Source organism: Corynebacterium sp. UMB10119B, assembly GCF_030228125.1.
In the GTDB taxonomy this organism is placed as follows: domain Bacteria; phylum Actinomycetota; class Actinomycetes; order Mycobacteriales; family Mycobacteriaceae; genus Corynebacterium; species Corynebacterium pseudogenitalium.
Map to the genome: position 1 here is coordinate 83,799 of NZ_JASPBG010000006.1, position 15,748 is coordinate 99,546.

15 protein-coding genes are annotated in these 15,748 nt (G+C 64.8%); 8 read left to right on the forward strand and 7 right to left on the reverse strand.

What is annotated here, in order from left to right:
- The first annotated feature begins 558 nt into the window (after positions 1-558).
- Positions 559-1,713 carry a Fic family protein gene (locus QP802_RS06500; protein ID WP_284817947.1) on the forward strand — a complete coding sequence of 385 codons (1,155 nt, stop codon included), beginning with the start codon at positions 559-561 and terminating at the stop codon, positions 1,711-1,713.
- Positions 1,714-1,758: 45 nt separating this feature from the next.
- Positions 1,759-1,896, forward strand: coding sequence for a hypothetical protein (locus QP802_RS06505; RefSeq protein ID WP_252931676.1), 138 nt, complete (start codon positions 1,759-1,761; stop codon positions 1,894-1,896).
- 240 nt (positions 1,897-2,136) lie between these two features.
- Here the strand turns inward: QP802_RS06505 and glf are convergent, their stop codons facing one another.
- The gene (gene glf, locus QP802_RS06510) at positions 2,137-3,315 is read right to left on the reverse strand and encodes a UDP-galactopyranose mutase (RefSeq protein ID WP_070361762.1); all 1,179 of its coding nucleotides are present in this window, start codon (positions 3,313-3,315) and stop codon (positions 2,137-2,139) included.
- Between the two features lie 133 nt (positions 3,316-3,448).
- Between glf and QP802_RS06515 the strand changes: the two genes are divergently transcribed.
- The gene (locus tag QP802_RS06515; protein ID WP_284817949.1) at positions 3,449-5,335 is read left to right on the forward strand and encodes an N-acetylmuramoyl-L-alanine amidase; all 1,887 of its coding nucleotides are present in this window, start codon (positions 3,449-3,451) and stop codon (positions 5,333-5,335) included.
- A gap of 13 nt (positions 5,336-5,348) precedes the next feature.
- On the opposite strand, the gene glpK is transcribed toward QP802_RS06515, so the two are convergent.
- From glpK to serS, 4 genes are read right to left on the reverse strand one after another with little or no spacing between them, the layout of a single operon-like run.
- On the reverse strand, positions 5,349-6,809 hold the full coding sequence (gene glpK / locus QP802_RS06520; protein ID WP_284817951.1) for a glycerol kinase GlpK: 1,461 nt from the start codon (positions 6,807-6,809) through the stop codon (positions 5,349-5,351).
- Positions 6,810-6,812: 3 nt separating this feature from the next.
- Complete coding sequence (locus QP802_RS06525; RefSeq protein WP_284805348.1) at positions 6,813-7,640, reverse strand: HAD family hydrolase; 828 nt, start codon at positions 7,638-7,640, stop codon at positions 6,813-6,815.
- Position 7,641: 1 nt separating this feature from the next.
- The gene (locus QP802_RS06530; protein WP_070361758.1) at positions 7,642-8,463 is read right to left on the reverse strand and encodes a lysophospholipid acyltransferase family protein; all 822 of its coding nucleotides are present in this window, start codon (positions 8,461-8,463) and stop codon (positions 7,642-7,644) included.
- The gene (gene serS, locus QP802_RS06535; protein ID WP_284817953.1) at positions 8,463-9,716 is read right to left on the reverse strand and encodes a serine--tRNA ligase; all 1,254 of its coding nucleotides are present in this window, start codon (positions 9,714-9,716) and stop codon (positions 8,463-8,465) included. Before serS ends, QP802_RS06530 begins: the two co-directional genes overlap by 1 nt.
- 88 nt (positions 9,717-9,804) lie before the next feature.
- On the opposite strand from serS, the gene QP802_RS06540 reads away from it, so the two are divergent.
- From QP802_RS06540 to QP802_RS06550, 3 genes are read left to right on the forward strand one after another with little or no spacing between them, the layout of a single operon-like run.
- Entirely contained in the window at positions 9,805-10,554 is a 750-nt protein-coding gene (locus QP802_RS06540) for a GntR family transcriptional regulator (protein WP_252931694.1), read from the forward strand.
- Between the two features lie 3 nt (positions 10,555-10,557).
- Positions 10,558-11,574, forward strand: a complete 1,017-nt coding sequence (locus tag QP802_RS06545) for a septum formation family protein (protein ID WP_070361756.1) — start codon at positions 10,558-10,560, stop codon at positions 11,572-11,574.
- The gene (locus QP802_RS06550) at positions 11,574-11,921 is read left to right on the forward strand and encodes a metallopeptidase family protein (protein WP_256000847.1); all 348 of its coding nucleotides are present in this window, start codon (positions 11,574-11,576) and stop codon (positions 11,919-11,921) included. Before QP802_RS06545 ends, QP802_RS06550 begins: the two co-directional genes overlap by 1 nt.
- 16 nt (positions 11,922-11,937) lie before the next feature.
- Here QP802_RS06550 and pheA read toward each other — a convergent pair whose 3' ends face one another.
- Complete coding sequence (gene pheA / locus QP802_RS06555) at positions 11,938-12,828, reverse strand: prephenate dehydratase (RefSeq protein WP_284817956.1); 891 nt, start codon at positions 12,826-12,828, stop codon at positions 11,938-11,940.
- 18 nt (positions 12,829-12,846) lie between these two features.
- Here pheA and QP802_RS06560 point away from each other — a divergent pair, with 18 nt between their 5' ends.
- Together QP802_RS06560 and QP802_RS06565 are read left to right on the forward strand one after the other, a co-directional pair.
- Positions 12,847-13,542 carry a CPBP family intramembrane glutamic endopeptidase gene (locus QP802_RS06560; protein WP_070361754.1) on the forward strand — a complete coding sequence of 232 codons (696 nt, stop codon included), beginning with the start codon at positions 12,847-12,849 and terminating at the stop codon, positions 13,540-13,542.
- Positions 13,539-14,801, forward strand: coding sequence for an LCP family glycopolymer transferase (locus QP802_RS06565; RefSeq protein ID WP_070361753.1), 1,263 nt, complete (start codon positions 13,539-13,541; stop codon positions 14,799-14,801). Before QP802_RS06560 ends, QP802_RS06565 begins: the two co-directional genes overlap by 4 nt.
- Before the next feature lie 39 nt (positions 14,802-14,840).
- On the opposite strand, the gene QP802_RS06570 is transcribed toward QP802_RS06565, so the two are convergent.
- Positions 14,841-15,746: a DUF5926 family protein gene (locus tag QP802_RS06570; RefSeq protein ID WP_070975653.1), complete on the reverse strand. Its 906-nt coding sequence runs from the start codon at positions 15,744-15,746 to the stop codon at positions 14,841-14,843.
- Positions 15,747-15,748 lie beyond the last annotated feature (2 nt).

The window sequence follows — 15,748 nt, forward strand, 5'->3', positions numbered from 1 at the left end:
GTTCATCGCTAAGTCTGATTTCGGGCTTTGGACCGCGTTGCTACATAAAAATTCTTACCAGTTAGCCAATCATGCTTTCTCGGCGAAACGCGGAGAAATCTACCACTGCATGAACAGCGTGCGGCATCTTCAAAACCGAGCCACACACCATGTCTGCCTTCTTGGAGACGACCACGAGGCGCACCTCCAGGTAACCCCAATACGAAGAAATATTAGCGTTACGTCGGGCCAAGAGTGGCGCGCACCAAATCCCTGAATTCCCCACAGTCAAGCTGGTGGGGACCCGCACAGATGGTTGCTCCATATTTACCTCGTTCTTCTGCATAAAAAGGTAGAACATGTAATGAGCTATCGGCGTTCGATGCACTGCCATCATGCCCAGGCTGGCAATTGTTCACCCATTCGGTACAGATGGTGAGGCAATCATTGGGAGCAGGTGCGCTTTCCACCTATCCTTTGATGTTGCCTCAAATAGCAAAGGATAGATAGCTAAGTTTATAGGTTGGGTACGACATCACAACTTTGCATGCTAACTTATGACGTATGGTGTGGCCGAGTGTGACTTATGAGACTTTGCCGTGGCAGGCTGCAACCGAGAATATTTCGCGTCGGGCGCAGCTACGTACGCCGCGAGAGTACGAGAGCGCCATAGTCCCGCGCATCGCTGACGAGGAATTGCAGCTACGCCCTGAAACGCTTGCAGCCGGGGATCGAGCAACCATCGCGGTGACGCGTTTCGACGCCACACACGCCACAGACCTCATTCCTTTTATCCCACTTTTGCTGCGCGGTGAATCCGTCGCATCGAGCAGAATTGAACAGCTTACCTCTTCGTCTCGCAAGATATTTGAAGCGGAACTTTCTGGTTCGGGGTCGGCCAATGCAAAGCTGATCGTGGCGAATGTTCGACAGATGCAACGGGCGATTGCAGTTGATACAGCAACAACTGAAACGTTGTTGGCAATGCACAGTGTGCTTCTGCAGGACGCTGCACCGAGGATCGCAGGTCGACTGCGCGAGCAGCCGGTGTGGATCGGTGGACCGGACAACCACCACCCGGGCGGTGCATTGTTCGTTCCGCCGCACCACGATCATGTACCGGAGCTGTTGGCGGATCTGGAGAGGTTCATGTCGCGCCGCGACATCCCAGCGTTGGCGCAGGCCGCGATTACACACGCTCAGTTGGAAACCATCCACCCCTTCGCGGACGGAAACGGGAGGACAGGGAGAGCCCTCGTTCATGTGTTGCTGAAAACCCACGGCATCAGTGTCAATGGGTCGGTGCCAATCTCTGCAGGTTTGCTGTCCCATATTGATGGCTACTTTGCTGCACTGGACGCATACCGGCAAGGTGACGCCGACCAGATCGTCAACCTTTTCGCAGCAAGTGCGCTCGAAGCCGTCGAGTACGGCACGTGGATCGCAAATGAACTGAATACGCTGCTGGATGAGTGGAAGCAACAGTTGGCGGCACGCTCCGATGCCCTTGTATGGAGAGTGCTCCCGTTGTTGTTGCAGCGGCCGGTAATCACCACGCGGATTGTGGTAGAGGAATTAGGAGCGACGCAGACCTCAGCAGGAAATGCGCTCGAAGCACTCGCGCAGGTCGGCATCGTTACCGGAGCACAGCTGGACAGACGCACCCGCGCCTGGCGAGCCCCCGACGTGTTGGATTTGCTCGATGAGTTCGCCGAGCGGAGGCGACGCACTTGAGACGCAGAGCCCAGCGCCGCGATGCCTTCGGCAAGAATCACTTGGTTGACTTTGATGGCAACGGCGACGCTGGCATGCATCGCACTGATCGTGGCAGGACCTGTGCCGAATATTCTGTGGGCCGCGCTGGTGGGCGCAGCCGCTGGCTGCCTGGTACGCATCACCGATAGGAAGAAGCCGTAGCGTAGGGCCAAGAGCTGCGCGCACCAAATCCCCGAATTTCGGTTGGGCGCCGAGACGTTTCCCCAGGTCGCGCGAAGTCGACGCGGGATTTTGGTGCGCGTACAAGAGAAAGAGTGCCAATAGACACAACCCGAATTACCCTAGACATTCAAACTAGCAGGTAAGAAATGTTCTAGATATAAACGGGTGCGTCCTTTGGCACTCACCCCTCAAGACCCCGCCGAAACCCCAAGCGAACCCCTAGTGCCCGCGCTTCTGGTCCAGCGGCTCGCCGTCCTCGAAGTGGGGGCGCAGGTGGTTGTCGAACAGGGACAGGGCAGCGCCGATGGCCATGTGCATGTCCAGGTACTGGTAGGTGCCCAGGCGGCCGCCGAACAGGACGCCGTTCTTGCGGGATTCCTCGGCGGCGAGTTCGCGGTATTTCAGCAGCTTGGCGCGGTCTTCGGGGGTGTTGATTGGGTAGTAGACCTCGTCGTCGTCCGTGGCGAAGCGGGAGTACTCCTTCACGATCACCGTCTTGTCCGTTGGGTACTCGGTGCGCTCTGGATGGAAGTGGCGGAACTCGTGGATGCGGGTGTAGGGGACGTCGGCGTCGTTGTAGTTCATCACCGAGGTGCCCTGGAAGTCGCCTGTGTCCAGTACTTCCTGTTCGAAGTCGAGGGTGCGCCAGCCGAGGTGACCTTCGGCATAGTCGAAGTAGCGGTCGAGTGGACCAGTGTAGACCACTGGGATCCCGGTGAATTCGTCGCGAATGTCGAACCAGTCGGTGTCGAGGCGGACGTCGATAAGTTCGTGGTCGGCCATGTTCTCGAGCCAGGCGGCGTAGCCGTCGACGGGCAAGCCTTCGTACTTGTCGTTGAAGTAGCGGTTATTGAAGGTGTAGCGAACTGGCAGGCGGGAGATGATTTCCGGCGGTAGTTCGGTGGGATCGGTCTGCCACTGCTTGGCGGTGTAGTGCTTCACGAATGCCTCGTACAGCGGCTTGCCGATCAGCGCGATGCCACGCTCTTCGAGGTTCGTAGCCTCGGCGGGATCGCGGCCCTCGCGCTGCTCCTCGATCAGCTTGCGGGCCTCGTCCGGCGAGTAGTACTTGCCAAAGAACTGGTTGATCAGGCCCAGACCCATTGGGAACTGGTAGGCGGTGCCGTCGTGCATCGCGAAGACGCGGTGCTGGTAGTCGGTAAAGGAGGTGAAGCGGTTGACGTACTCCCACACGCGCTCGTTGGAGGTGTGGAACAGGTGCGCACCGTACTTGTGCACCTCAATGCCGGTTTCCGGCTCCTTTTCGGAGTAGGCGTTGCCGCCGATGTGGTTGCGCTTCTCCACCACGAGCACCCGCTTGCCTAGCTCGCTGGCGGCCTGCTCTGCCACGGTGAGGCCGAAAAATCCGGATCCAACAACAATGAGGTCGTAAGTCATACGGCCATTTTGTCACACTTCTTTTCGACGCCCCTCCGCACGACACGCCAAGCCTCAAGAATCACTTGAGACTTTAACTTGCACTACACTTCACTGGAGTAACCTTTATCCCTATAGCCACAGGAGTTAAAACGTGCAACAGCGGAAGCGCCTGAATGGGCAATCCTCCAGGATGCGCCCTCTGATGGCTGCGGTGATGTCCGTGGCCCTCGTTGTCGCCGGAGCGTTCGGCGGCAACCACATTGTCCAGGTCCAGTCGGCGGCACCGGCGCAGATGGACGTCTATAACGCCAGCGAGTCCTTCGCCACCGGCGCAAATATCACCGTGGATGACGCGGCGGTGCGCACCCAGGGCGGGGAGACCGAGGAGCGTCGCGTGGTCAAGGAGTTCACTCGCGACCGCGAGTTCACCCTGTTTGGCCTGACGTGGAAGGGCGACCGCGACATCGCGGCGTTCGTTCGCGCTCAGCGTGCCGACGGCACGTGGACGGAGTGGTTCGAGATGGATCCGCTCGACGCTGCACCCGGCACGGACACGTTCGGCACCGAGCCGATCTTCGTCGAGCCGACGAAGCGTATCCAGGTCTCCACGGGCAACGTTGACCTCCTGGAGAACGGCCGGAAGGACTCGACCGCTCCGAACGCGGCCACCGACATCCAGGCCGTATTTATCGACGGCGGCACCGGCACCGTCAACGGCAACATCAAGCCAGTCGTCGACTCCTACACCTACGGGATGCCGAAGGTCATCACCCGCGCGCAGTGGGGTGCGGGCAAGAACAGCAACCCGACGTACACCGCGCCGGTCACGGCCGCGACGGTCCACCATACCGCTGGTTCCAACAACTACACCGAGGCGCAGGCGCCGGGCATCGTCCGCGGCATCTGGAACTACCACACCTACACCCTGGGCTGGGGCGACGTGGGCTACAACGCCATGGTCGATAAGTACGGCAACATCTACGAAGGCCGCTACGGCGGGCTCGACCGCGCGGTCCAGGGCGCGCACGTGGGTGGCTTCAACCAGAACACCTGGGGCGTGTCCGTGCTGGGCAACTACCAGACTGCGGTGCCGACGCAGGCGTCGCTGCAGGCGCTGGGCGACATCATCGGCTGGAAGGCTGCCGTCTCCGGGTTCGATCCGATGGGCTCGAGCTACCACTACGCCGACTTCGATTTCAAGGGCAGCAAGTATCGCGCTGGCCAGGGCGGGATGTTCCCGAACATTAACGCACACCGGGACTTCCACTACAACGAGTGCCCGGGCCAGAACCTCTACGACCGGATGAACACGGTTCGCACGATTGCGAACACGAAGTACCGCGCGCTGAAGAACTCCTCCGAGTTCACCCCTCCTGGCGACTACACGGGACCAGTCACCGACACCACGGTCGGCGACCTGCTCGACGCACTGGGCTCCGGCAAGAAGGAGTCCGACACCGTCACGAACCCTGACGGCACCACGACCCAGGTGACCAACTCGGGCTCCTCCGACAACATCTCCCTGTCGGGTATTGCCTCGGGTGACGCGGTGGCGATCGCAGCGGCCGTCGGCACCTTGGCTGGCCTGATCTTCCTGTACGCGAAAGCGAACGACCTGCTGCCGGGCGGAATCCAGAACCTGTCCGGTGTGGAGATCGCTCCGGGGCTGACGCTGCAGCAGATCGCCCCATACATCGAGCCGATGCTGAAGTTCGCTGGCCAGAACGACCTGGCTGCGGTGTGGAAGCAGTTCGAGCCGACGCTCGGCGCCGTCATCGGTGGCGTCGGCGGCGTGGGCGGCAACGACTTCGGCTTCTTCCAGAACGGCATCGCCGTGCGCAACGCGAAGGGCGAAGCGTTCACGATGTTCACGAAGATCGCGAACGCCTGGCTCCAGCAGGGTCTCGACGCCGGCCCGCTCGGCCTGCCGGTCAACTCCGAGCACCCGATTGGCGACGGCCTCTTCCGCGTCGACTTCCAAGGCGGCGACATCACGTACAACCAGCACACCAACACCATCAACATTGGCGTGCACTAGCAACGGCTAGCGGCTAGGCAAGGTTATAGGAACGGCGTACCGCATCTTCCCACGCGGCGACAAGCACTTCGCGAGTCGCCGCGTTTGCCGTATCTTCCCAGGTTGTGGGCGTGCCGAGGGAGAGTGGGGCATCGAGAAGCCCGGCGCCCATCCCCGCTGCCGACGCCGCCCCCATGACGGTGGTTTCGATGTTGCCGGGGCGAACGACGCGGGTGCCTAGGATGTCGGCCTGCATCTGCATGAGGAGGTCGTTGGAGGTCATGCCGCCGTCGACGCGCAGCTCGCGCAGTTCGACGCCCATCGCTTCGACGACCTCGCGGGTCTGCAGGCAGGTCGCCTCGAGGGCGGCGCGCGCGATGTGGCGGCGGTCCACGAAGCGGGTCAGGCCGGTGATGACGCCGCGGGCGTCCGGGCGCCAGCGCGGCGCGAACAGCCCGGAGAACGCAGGCACGATGACGACGCCGCCGCTGTCCGGGACCTCGCTGGCGAGTTTCTCGGATTCGGCGGCGGTGCACAGGATCCCGAGCTGGTCGCGAAGCCACTGGATGAGCGATCCGCCCACCGCGACGGAGCCCTCCAGGGCGTAGACGGCGGGCTGCCCGGCGCGCTGGTAGGCGACGGTGCTGAGCATGCCGGTCTCGCTGAAGGTGGGTGTGGTGCCGGTGTTGAGCAGCATGAACAGGCCGGTGCCGTAGGTCATCTTCGCAGCACCCTCTTCGAGGCCGCCTTGGCCGAAGAGCGCCGACTGCTGGTCGCCGAGCACGCCGCAAATGGGCACGTTGGCCAGCGGACCCTGGTTGCGGACCTGTCCGAAGTCGCCGACGGACGGGCGGATTTCCGGCAGGATTTCGGGCGGCACGCCGATGGCCTCGCACAGGGCGGGGTCCCACTGGAGGGTCTCCAGGTCCATCAGGAGGGTGCGGCTGGCGTTGGTCACGTCGGTGACGTGCAGCGCGTTGTCAGGGTCGCGCTGGCCGCCGGTGAGGTTCCAGATCAGCCAGGTATCCATGGTGCCGGCGAGCAGCTCGCCGCGGGCGGCGCGCTCGCGGGCGCCGTCGACGTGGTCGAGGATCCAGGCCCACTTCGGCCCGGCCGGATACGAGTTGCGTAGCAGCCCGGTGGTGGCCTGGAACTCGGTGGCGTCGCCGTCGTAGGAGGTGCGGGTGTCCTGCCACACGATGGCGTTGTAGATGGGTTTACCGGTTGCGCGCTCCCAGATGACGGCGGTTTCACGCTGGTTGGTCAGGCCCAAAGTGGCGATGGCGGCTTCGTCGATATCTGCGCTGGCCACGGCGTCGCTCATGGCGCGTCGCGTGTTGCGCCAGATCTCGAGTGGGTCGTGCTCGACCCAGCCTTCGCGCGGCAGGATCTGCCGGTGCTCGAACTGCGCCTGCGCGATCACCTTGCCGCCCGTAGTGGCGACTACGAACCGGGTTGATGTTGTGCCTTGATCAATAGCCGCCAGCAACGTCATGAGTTAAAACCAGTGCTCCAGTACTTGTGCCACGCCGTCTTCATCATTCGATGCGGTCACAATATCAGCGGCGTCCTTCACCGCGTCCGTCGCGTTGCCCATGGCAACGCCCATGCCGGCCCACGCCAGCATCTCAACATCGTTTTGCATGTCGCCGAACGCCACCACCTGAGACGGGTCGATCCCGTACTGGGCAGCCAGGTAGGAAACACCTGCCGCCTTGGTCACGCCGGGGCGCGAGAACTCGAGCAGCCCCTCCTCCATGGAGTAGGTCACGTGCGCGATGTCCTGGTCGATCTCGGGGGCGATCATGTCGAACATCTCTGCCGCCATCAGGTCCGGGCAGCGCACGAGCAGCTTCGCCGCAGGTTCTGCCAGCAGCTCCTCGACGTGGACGACGCCGAAGCGGGCGTCCCAGGCGTCCGGGTTGTACTCCGGCGTGATCAGGAAGCACTCTTCCTCCGGGTCGAGCGCGCTCTGGCTCAGCCGTTCCACCCCGTAGCCCACGGTCGCGTCGGCTTCCCCCATCACCTTTTCGACGACCTCCACGGTCTCCTGCATACTCTCCGGGGACAGCGCGAAGGATTTCACCACTTCGTCGTGTTCTGGGTCGTAGATGACGGCGCCGTTGGCGGCCACACAGACCGGCTCGAACGGCAGCTGCTCGAGCACCGGCAGCAGCCAGCGGTGGGGGCGCCCGGTGGCCAGCCCGAACTTGGTTCCGCCGCGCACAGCCCGCGCGACGACCTCCAGCAGACGAGGTGTCACCCGTCCGTAGGAGTTGAGGAATGTGCCATCGATGTCACTGATGATCAGGCTGGGGGCGTTCATGTTATTTCCCTTTCTTTGCCTCGCGTTCTTTTCGGCGAATTTCGGCTGCTTCTTCAAGAGTCGGTGCGCTCCCTCCGAGCGAGGCCGGCATCCATGGCTCGCCGGGCTCGAAGGGTCCGAAGCGCGTTTCGTATTCGGCGCGGGTGGTCTCCAGCATGGCTTCCATCGCTGCCTTGAGCCTACCCGTGGCTTCTTCAACGGTGCCGTCGACAGCAACGGGTTCCCCGTAGCGGATGATGACCGGAATGCCCGAGCGTCCGAGCCGTTTCGGCTGGTCTTTGGTCCACAGGCGCTGGGAGCCCCAGATCACGCAGGGCACGAGCGGCACTCCGGCCTGGCGAGCGATGCGCACGGCGCCCGTCTTAAAGTCCGCAATCTCGAAGGAGCGCGAAATCGTGCCCTCCGGGAAGATGCCGACGATCGCCCCTTCGCGTAGGGCGGCAACGGCGGCGTCGATAGCCCCGGCGCCCGCCGAGCGGTCCACAGGGACGTGCCCCATGTTGCGCAGCAGCCACCGCAGCACCGGAATGCCGAAGACTTCTTTCTTCGCCATGAACCGCACCAGGCGCTCCCCGCGCAGGTACGGGCCAATGCCTGCCAGCATGAAGTCGAGGTAGCCGGTGTGGTTGATCGCCAGCATCGCCCCGCCGTCCAGCGGGACGTGCTCGAGGCCGTGGACCGTCGCCTTCGTCCCGGCGAACCGGAAGTAGCGCTTTGCCGCGCGCACAATCCGCTGGTAGAAGCGGTTCTGCATATCACCGCTGTGCGGCCGCGGGGCGGTATAGCCGTCTGCTACTTCAAACAGTCCATCAATCGTGCGCATTAGGGAACCAGTACGTCCTTCCCAACCCACGGGCGCAGCGCCTCAGGCACCTTGACCGAGCCGTCGGCCTGCTGATTGTTCTCGAGGATTGCGACGAGCCAGCGCGTCGTCGCGAGCGTGCCGTTCAAGGTGGCGGCGGTCTGGGTCTTGCCGTTCTCGTCGCGGTAGCGGATGGACAGGCGGCGCGCCTGGAACGTGGTGCAGTTCGAGGTCGACGTCAGCTCGCGGTACGTATCTTGCGACGGCACCCACGCCTCGGTGTCGAACTTGCGTGCAGCGGACGAGCCGAGGTCACCAGCGGCGACGTCGATAATGCGGTACGGCACCTCGACTGCGGCGAGCATCTCGCGCTCGAGTCCGAGCAGCTTCTGGTGCATCTCTTCGGCGTCCTCAGGCTTGCAGTACGCGAACATCTCCAGCTTGTCGAACTGGTGGACGCGCAGGATGCCGCGGGTGTCCTTGCCGTAGGAGCCGGCCTCGCGGCGGAAGCAACTGGACCAGCCGGCGTAGAGCAGCGGGCCGTCCGAGAGGTCAATAATTTCGTCGGTGTGGTAGCCGGCCAGCGCCACCTCGGAGGTGCCAACCAGGTAGAGGTCGTCGCGCTCGAGGTAGTAGATCTCCTCATCGTGCTCGTCGAGGAAGCCGGTGCCCTGCATGACGTCGGGGCGGACCAGAACCGGCGGGATCATGACCTTGAAGCCGGCCTCGCGGGCCTTCTGCGCGGCGAGCATCATCATGCCCAGCTGCATCCAGGCGCCGTCGCCGACCAGGTAGTAGAAGCGTGCGCCGCCAACCTTGGTGCCACGCTTCATGTCAATAATGCCGAGGTTCTCACCCAGCTCGAGGTGGTCCTTCACCTCAAAGTCGAAGGTCGGGACCTCGCCGACGTGCTCGAGGACCACGAAGTCCTCCTCGCCGCCAGCCGGTGCGCCCTGGATCGGGTTCGGGATCTTGTACTGCAGGTCCTGCACGGCCTGCTCGGCCTCAGCCTGCTTGGTCTCGGCGGCCTTGACCTTCGCCTTGAGTTCGTTCGAGCCCTCGAGCAGCGCTGGGCGCTCCTCCGGGGAGGCCTGGCCAATCTTCTTGCCGAAGGCCTTCTGTTCCGCACGCAGCTCATCTGCTGCCTGGATTGCCTCGCGGCGCTGCTCGTCGGCCGCTAGCAGCTGATCGACGAGGGAGGGATCCTCGCCACGGGCGGTTTGGGACTCTCGGACGTCGTTTGCATGTTCGCGCAGAAATTTCAGATCAATCACGCCCACAACTCTACCCGGTTCCGCCCCTCGATACGCCACCTGCACCACCGCCCCGCTCTGGTAATAACCAGTGCGCTATGGTGGGGGTATGTCCACGCCCGAGCAGCCCCCCACCGAAATCCAGGAAGGCCCCCTCCCGAAACACGCGCAGCTACGCATCATCCTCGAAGAGTACTGCCGCAACGAACTGTCCCCCGGAGACCCGCTGCCCGGCGAACGCGCCCTCGAGGAGACCTACCGGGTCTCCCGGATCACGGTGCGACGCGCGATCGGGGACCTCGTCGCCCAGGGCAAGCTCCGCCGGGTCCGGGGCAAAGGCACGTTCGTGGCGCCGAGCCCGCTGGTGAGCAAGCTGCAGCTGGCCAGTTTCTCCGAGGAGATGCAGGCGCAAGGCGTGGTGGCGTCGTCAAGCATCTTGTTGGCGGAGCGCGCGCCAGCGCCTCAAGAAGTCGCTGAGTACTTCGGCACCCCGCCACACACAGAGCACATCCACCTGCGTCGCCTCCGGCTTGGCGACGCCCAACCCTACGCCGTCGACGACGGCTGGTACAACGGCGAGCTGGTCCCCGACCTGCTGGAACACGACCTGCAGGCGTCGGTGTACGAGGTACTCGATAAGCGTTACAACCTCGGCATCACCAAAGCTGAGCAGACCGTGACCGCCGTGAATGCCGGCGCGACCGTCGCCCCGTTACTCGAGGTGCCGGCGAACCGCGCGCTGCTGCGAATCGTGCGCTATGCGCAAAGCCATGGCACACGTGTGGAATACTGTGCCAGTGTGTACCGGACGGATCGTTATAGTCTGCACACACAGGTACTGCGCAACCTCGAGGGATAGGAAATGCACATGGCTAGCAGGACAACAGCGCTGCGCGGCTTTCTCGTCGCGCTGCTCGCGGGTGCGGTCGGCTTCGGCTCCTACACCTACAACGCCTCACCCGCGCCGCAAGGCGGCACTGATGCATCTGGGGTATCGACGTCCACTCCGAAGCGACAGAGCAAGAACAAGCCAGCGCCGTTCACCACGGCGGACCAAGGCGCCTGCCTGACCTGGGAAGCCGATGCCGAGGGCCACATCACCGCCTTCGAGCAAACCGACTGCGCACTCGAGCACCGCTTTGAAATCTCCGCGCGCGAGGACCTGGCCACCTATCCCACCTCCGAGTTCGGGCCGTCTGCGCCGATGCCGAACCAGACCCGCCAGGCGCAGCTGCGCGAGGAGCTGTGCGGAGGCGCAACCCTGCGCTACCTCAACGGCGCCTTCGACCCGAACGGGCGCTACTCGATCGCGCCGATCCTGCCGCCCGCGGCCGCGTGGGAAGAGGGTGACCGCACCATGCTGTGCGGCCTGCAGGAAACCGACCGCGACGGCACCCCAATCCTGACCACGGGCCGCGTGTCCGAGCAGGACCAGGCGCGCACCTTTAATCCCGGGGAGTGCGTGGCCATCGACGGCACCTCCAGCCTGAGCAGCGTGGATTGCAATGAGCCACACCAGATGGAGATCACCAGCACGGTGGACCTCGCACCGGTTTTCCCCGACCACACCCCGAGCATCGAGGAGCAGGACAACCACCTTCGCGACGTATGCACCGACGCCGCCCAGAAGTACATGGGCGCGGAGGAAAACCTCTACCAGATCGCGCTGCAGCCGTTCTGGACCACGCAGAAGCCGTCCGCATGGGAGGGTGGCTCGCACAGCGTGAACTGCGCGCTGGTCTTTTCGAATCCGGAGGGGCAGTTCGCTACCCTGACCGGGTCCGCGACCGCCGGGCGCGAAGTGCTCAAGATCGACGGCAACCCGCCACCGGAGCGTCCCGAGCGCCGCCCGCTTCGGGAGGAGCAGCCCCGACCATGATGGAGCCGGTCAGCCAGGACGCCTTCGAGGAGATGATCAATGACGCCCTGGACACCATCCCCGAGGAGTTCGCCCGCCACATGACGAACATGGTGGTGCTGGCCCGTGACTTCAACCCGGACGAACCAACGCTGCTGGGCCTGTTCGAGGGCATCCCACTTACTGAGCAGCACTCAAACCACAGCGGGTTCCTGCCGGACGCGGTATTCGTGTACAAGGACGCACTCGAGGCGATGTGCAGCGACGAAGAAGAACTGCGCCACGAAGTAAAGGTGACCGTCCTGCACGAGGTCGGCCACTACTTCGGGCTCGAGGAGCACGAGCTGCACGAACTCGGCTGGGGTTAGCCGAAGCTACCCCTGCTTAGCGCAGCCCGTCCACCCAGGACTGAGCCTCCGCGAGGCGCGGGTTACCACTCGGCCAGGTTGCCTGCTGCGCGCACGGCCACGACCCCAGATACGCAATCTGCGAGGACCGCAGGTACACAGCTCGTAACGCCTCCGCCACGGCGGTGTCATCGATATGCCCCACGATGTCCACGTGGAAGGAGTACGTGTTCGGCTCCTTACGTGTTGGGCGCGACTCAATACGGGAAAGGTGCACGCCGCGGAACGCGAACTCCTGCAGCGCCGCCACCAGCGTGCCAGGCTCGTTCGGGGTCTGAAACACGATCGACGTCCTGTCGTTGCCCGTGCGCGGCGTTGGTTTCCCGGACGGACCAACCAGCACGAAGCGCGTCCGCGCCGTGGACAAGTCGGCCACGCCGCGCGCGTGCACCTCGAGCCCGAGCAGCTCCGCCGCGCGCTCCGGGGCCGCGGCCACGTCCGCCTCACCCTCAGCGACGAGCTGCGCTGCCGCGCCGTTCGATGTCGCCGGGTGGAAGGTCGCGTTCGGGGCGTGCTCGGCCATCCAGCGCTTTACCTGCTGGTAGGCCACGGGGTGGGTGGCGAAGCGGGTGGCGTCGACAAGTGAAGCACCGGGGCGCGTCATGATTGCGAAGGCGATCTCCAGCTCGGTCTCACCGTAAATCTGCACCCCGGGCGCCTCGGTCAGTGCGTCCGTCGTCGCGGTGACCGCGCCGTCAACCGAGTTCTCCACCGCAACCACTGCGTAGTCCGCGCGCCCGGCGCGCACCTCGTTGAGCGCCTCCGCCGGGGAATCCACAGGCACAAGCTGCGGGTCGGGCAGGTCAAAGTTCCAGACGGCCTGCTCCGTGAACGTTCCCGCCGGGCCGAGGTACGCAATCGTTGTCATGGGGCTACTGTAGCCTGCATGCACACTCGGTACCGCGTCGAAGTCCTCCTTGTGCTGGCCGTCACCTTCGGCGCCAGCGGGCTGCGCGCCGCGCTGCGTCTAGTCGACTCGCTGTTGCAGGCGCCCCTCAACGAGCAATCGACGACGCTCTACTCCCAGGCGAGCTCCATCGGCTGGCTCGACGTGGCGCTCCAGGCGGTCTCAGCCCTTTCGCTTATCGGGTGGGGTGGCCTGGCGTGGTACCTGCTGGGCACCGCGTGGGTTGCGCCGAAGTGGCGCGACTGGCTGCGCGGCGCCGGGTTCGCGGCACTTATCGGCATCCCGGGGCTGGCGCTCTACATCGGGGCGGTGCGCTTCGGCTGGTCCAAGGTAGTCATCCCCACCACCGAGGCTGTCCAGATCCCCACTTCCCTCTTGTGGGCGTTCGCCAACGGGTTCGCCGAAGAAGTCGTGGTGGTGATGTACCTCTGCACCCGGCTGCGGCAGATGCGCTGGTCGGTACCCGCCACGATCGCCGCCTCCGCGATCCTGCGCGGCTCCTACCACCTCTACCAGGGGGTTTCCGCGGGCTTCGGCAACCTCGCGATGGGCGCCGTCTTCGCCTACTACTACCACCGCACCGGCAAAGTCTGGCCACTCATCCTCGCACACTTCCTTATCGACGCCGTCGCTTTTCTCGCCTACCCACTCCTGCCGTCTACACTGTTGCCATGAGTACGCCGCATTCCAACGATCCCCGGGATAACCTCGAGGACTTCGTGCTTGGCAGGGACGGCCAACCGCTCGTGGACCGCTACGGACGCCCCATCCGGAAGCGTCGCCCGCAGCGGGAGCAGCAACGGCCCCCTGCCTGGCAGGAACGGCCAGCCATCCGGCCGGAGCGGCGCGAGCCGCAGGAAACACGACAGTACAACCCGCGCGACTACGAACCGCGCGAATACCGGCCGCGCCAGTACCCGGCGCAGCAACGTCCAGCGCAGCACAGGCCGCCGCAGCAGCGCCCGGAGCGCGAGCACGTCCCGATGCAGGTCACGCAGCGGCCACAGCGACCCCCACGGCAGCGCACGCAGCGGCGGAGGGGGCGTCGAAAAGGTGGCTGCGGCCGTCTGCTCGCCGCCCTCCTCGTGGTGCTGCTCGCCCTCACCTTCCTTGTCGACGCCCGACTCTCCCGCGTCGACGCCCTGCCCGCCGAGCGCATCGCGAACACCTCGGGCACGAACTGGCTGCTCGTCGGGTCCGACTCGCGCACGGGCCTGAGCGAGGAGGACGCGGCGCGCCTCGGCACCGGCGGCGACCTGGGCACCACCCGCACCGACACGATCATGCTGCTGCACCTGCCGCTGTTCGGGAAGGCGACGCTGGTGTCCATCCCGCGCGACTCCTATGTGGCCGTGCCCGGCTACGGGCAGGAAAAGATCAACGCGGCGTTCGCCTACGGCGGCCCGCAGCTGCTCATCCAGACCGTTGAGCAGGCATCCGGCCTGCGGGTGGACCGCTACGCGGAAATCGGCATGGGTGGGTTGGCAAACATCGTCGACGCCGTCGGCGGCGTAGAAATCTGCGTGGCGGAGCCCATCCAGGACCCGCTGGCCAACCTGTTCGTCGAGCCCGGCTGCCAAACGATGGACGGCGCGACCGGCCTTGGGTACGTGCGCACCCGCGCCACCGCCCAGGGCGACCTGGACCGCGTCGGGCGCCAGCGCGAGTTCCTCGGCGCCCTGACCAGCCGCATCCTCTCTCCCGGCGTGCTGCTCAACCCCTTCCGGGCGCTGCCACTGCTGTGGACCGCCCCGGCCATGTTCACCGTGGGCAGCAAGGACCACGTATGGAACCTGGCCCGCATCGGGCTGGCGTTCAGCATGGGTCTGAACACGGAAACCATCCCGGTGGGCGGGTTTATGGACGCGGACGTCGGCAACGTGATCCTGTGGGACGAGGTCGCTGCCGAGCAGCTCTTCTCGTCACTCAGGTAGGCCCCCGAATAGCCCCCGTGTAGCCCGGTCGCCCTCTGTTTAGATGGTGACCTGGCGGGACTTGATGTTGTCCAGCTGCTTGCGCTCGTCGGCGCTGAGCTGGGCCTCGTTCGCGTACTCGGCCTCGATGGCCTTGTTCAGCGCCACCAACGCATCCGCGTAGGACGCAGGCTCCACCGCCGGGTCCAGGTCCCACACCGGGACCACAACACCATGGGTGCGGAACGCGCCAGCGAACTTCGTGCCTTCACCCAGGTTGAGCTCACCGCGCGCCGCGATGCGCGCCAGCGCCGAGAGCATCTGGCTCTCGTTATCCTCGGTGCGCACCCAGCGGATGTGGGCCTTGCCGCCGCCTGGGTTGACCCACCACACGGCGCCCGGCGCGTCCGACTTGACCTCGACGGACGGGATGACGGCGTCGTTCGCGGCCGCCATCGCCTGCTGGATCTGCGGCGGAACCTGGGCATCCTCCGGGAACCACCAGGAGAAGTCGTCGTAGGAGGTGACGTCCAAGGCGGCGTCAACCGGGAAGATGTCCTTCAGGGTCGGCTGCTGGCCGTCGGCCGCGGTGGACTGGAGCTGCTCGCCCTCCTTGGCACTCAGCACCCAGTTCAGGGCGTACGCGAGGTCGCGGCCCGGGTTCTGGGAGTGCGCAGCAACCTGCAGCGCGACCAGGCGCTCGCCGCCCTCGCGCACCATCGCCGCGACGGCGCCTGGCAGCACCGTCACCAGCTGCACCGGGGTGTCCTTCACGGTCACCTGCGCGGTTGCGGACGGCACGAACTCCTGCAGCGCCACCAATTCGGCCTCAGCGGCCAGGCCCTCGTACGGGCGCGGGTCCTTCTGCAGCGCCTCGCGCTCAGCGGCGCGGGCAGCGAGTTTCGCCTGGCGGCGGCTCATTCCCTCTGGGAGATTCTCTTGCTTTCTACGGTTCTTTTTAGCCATAG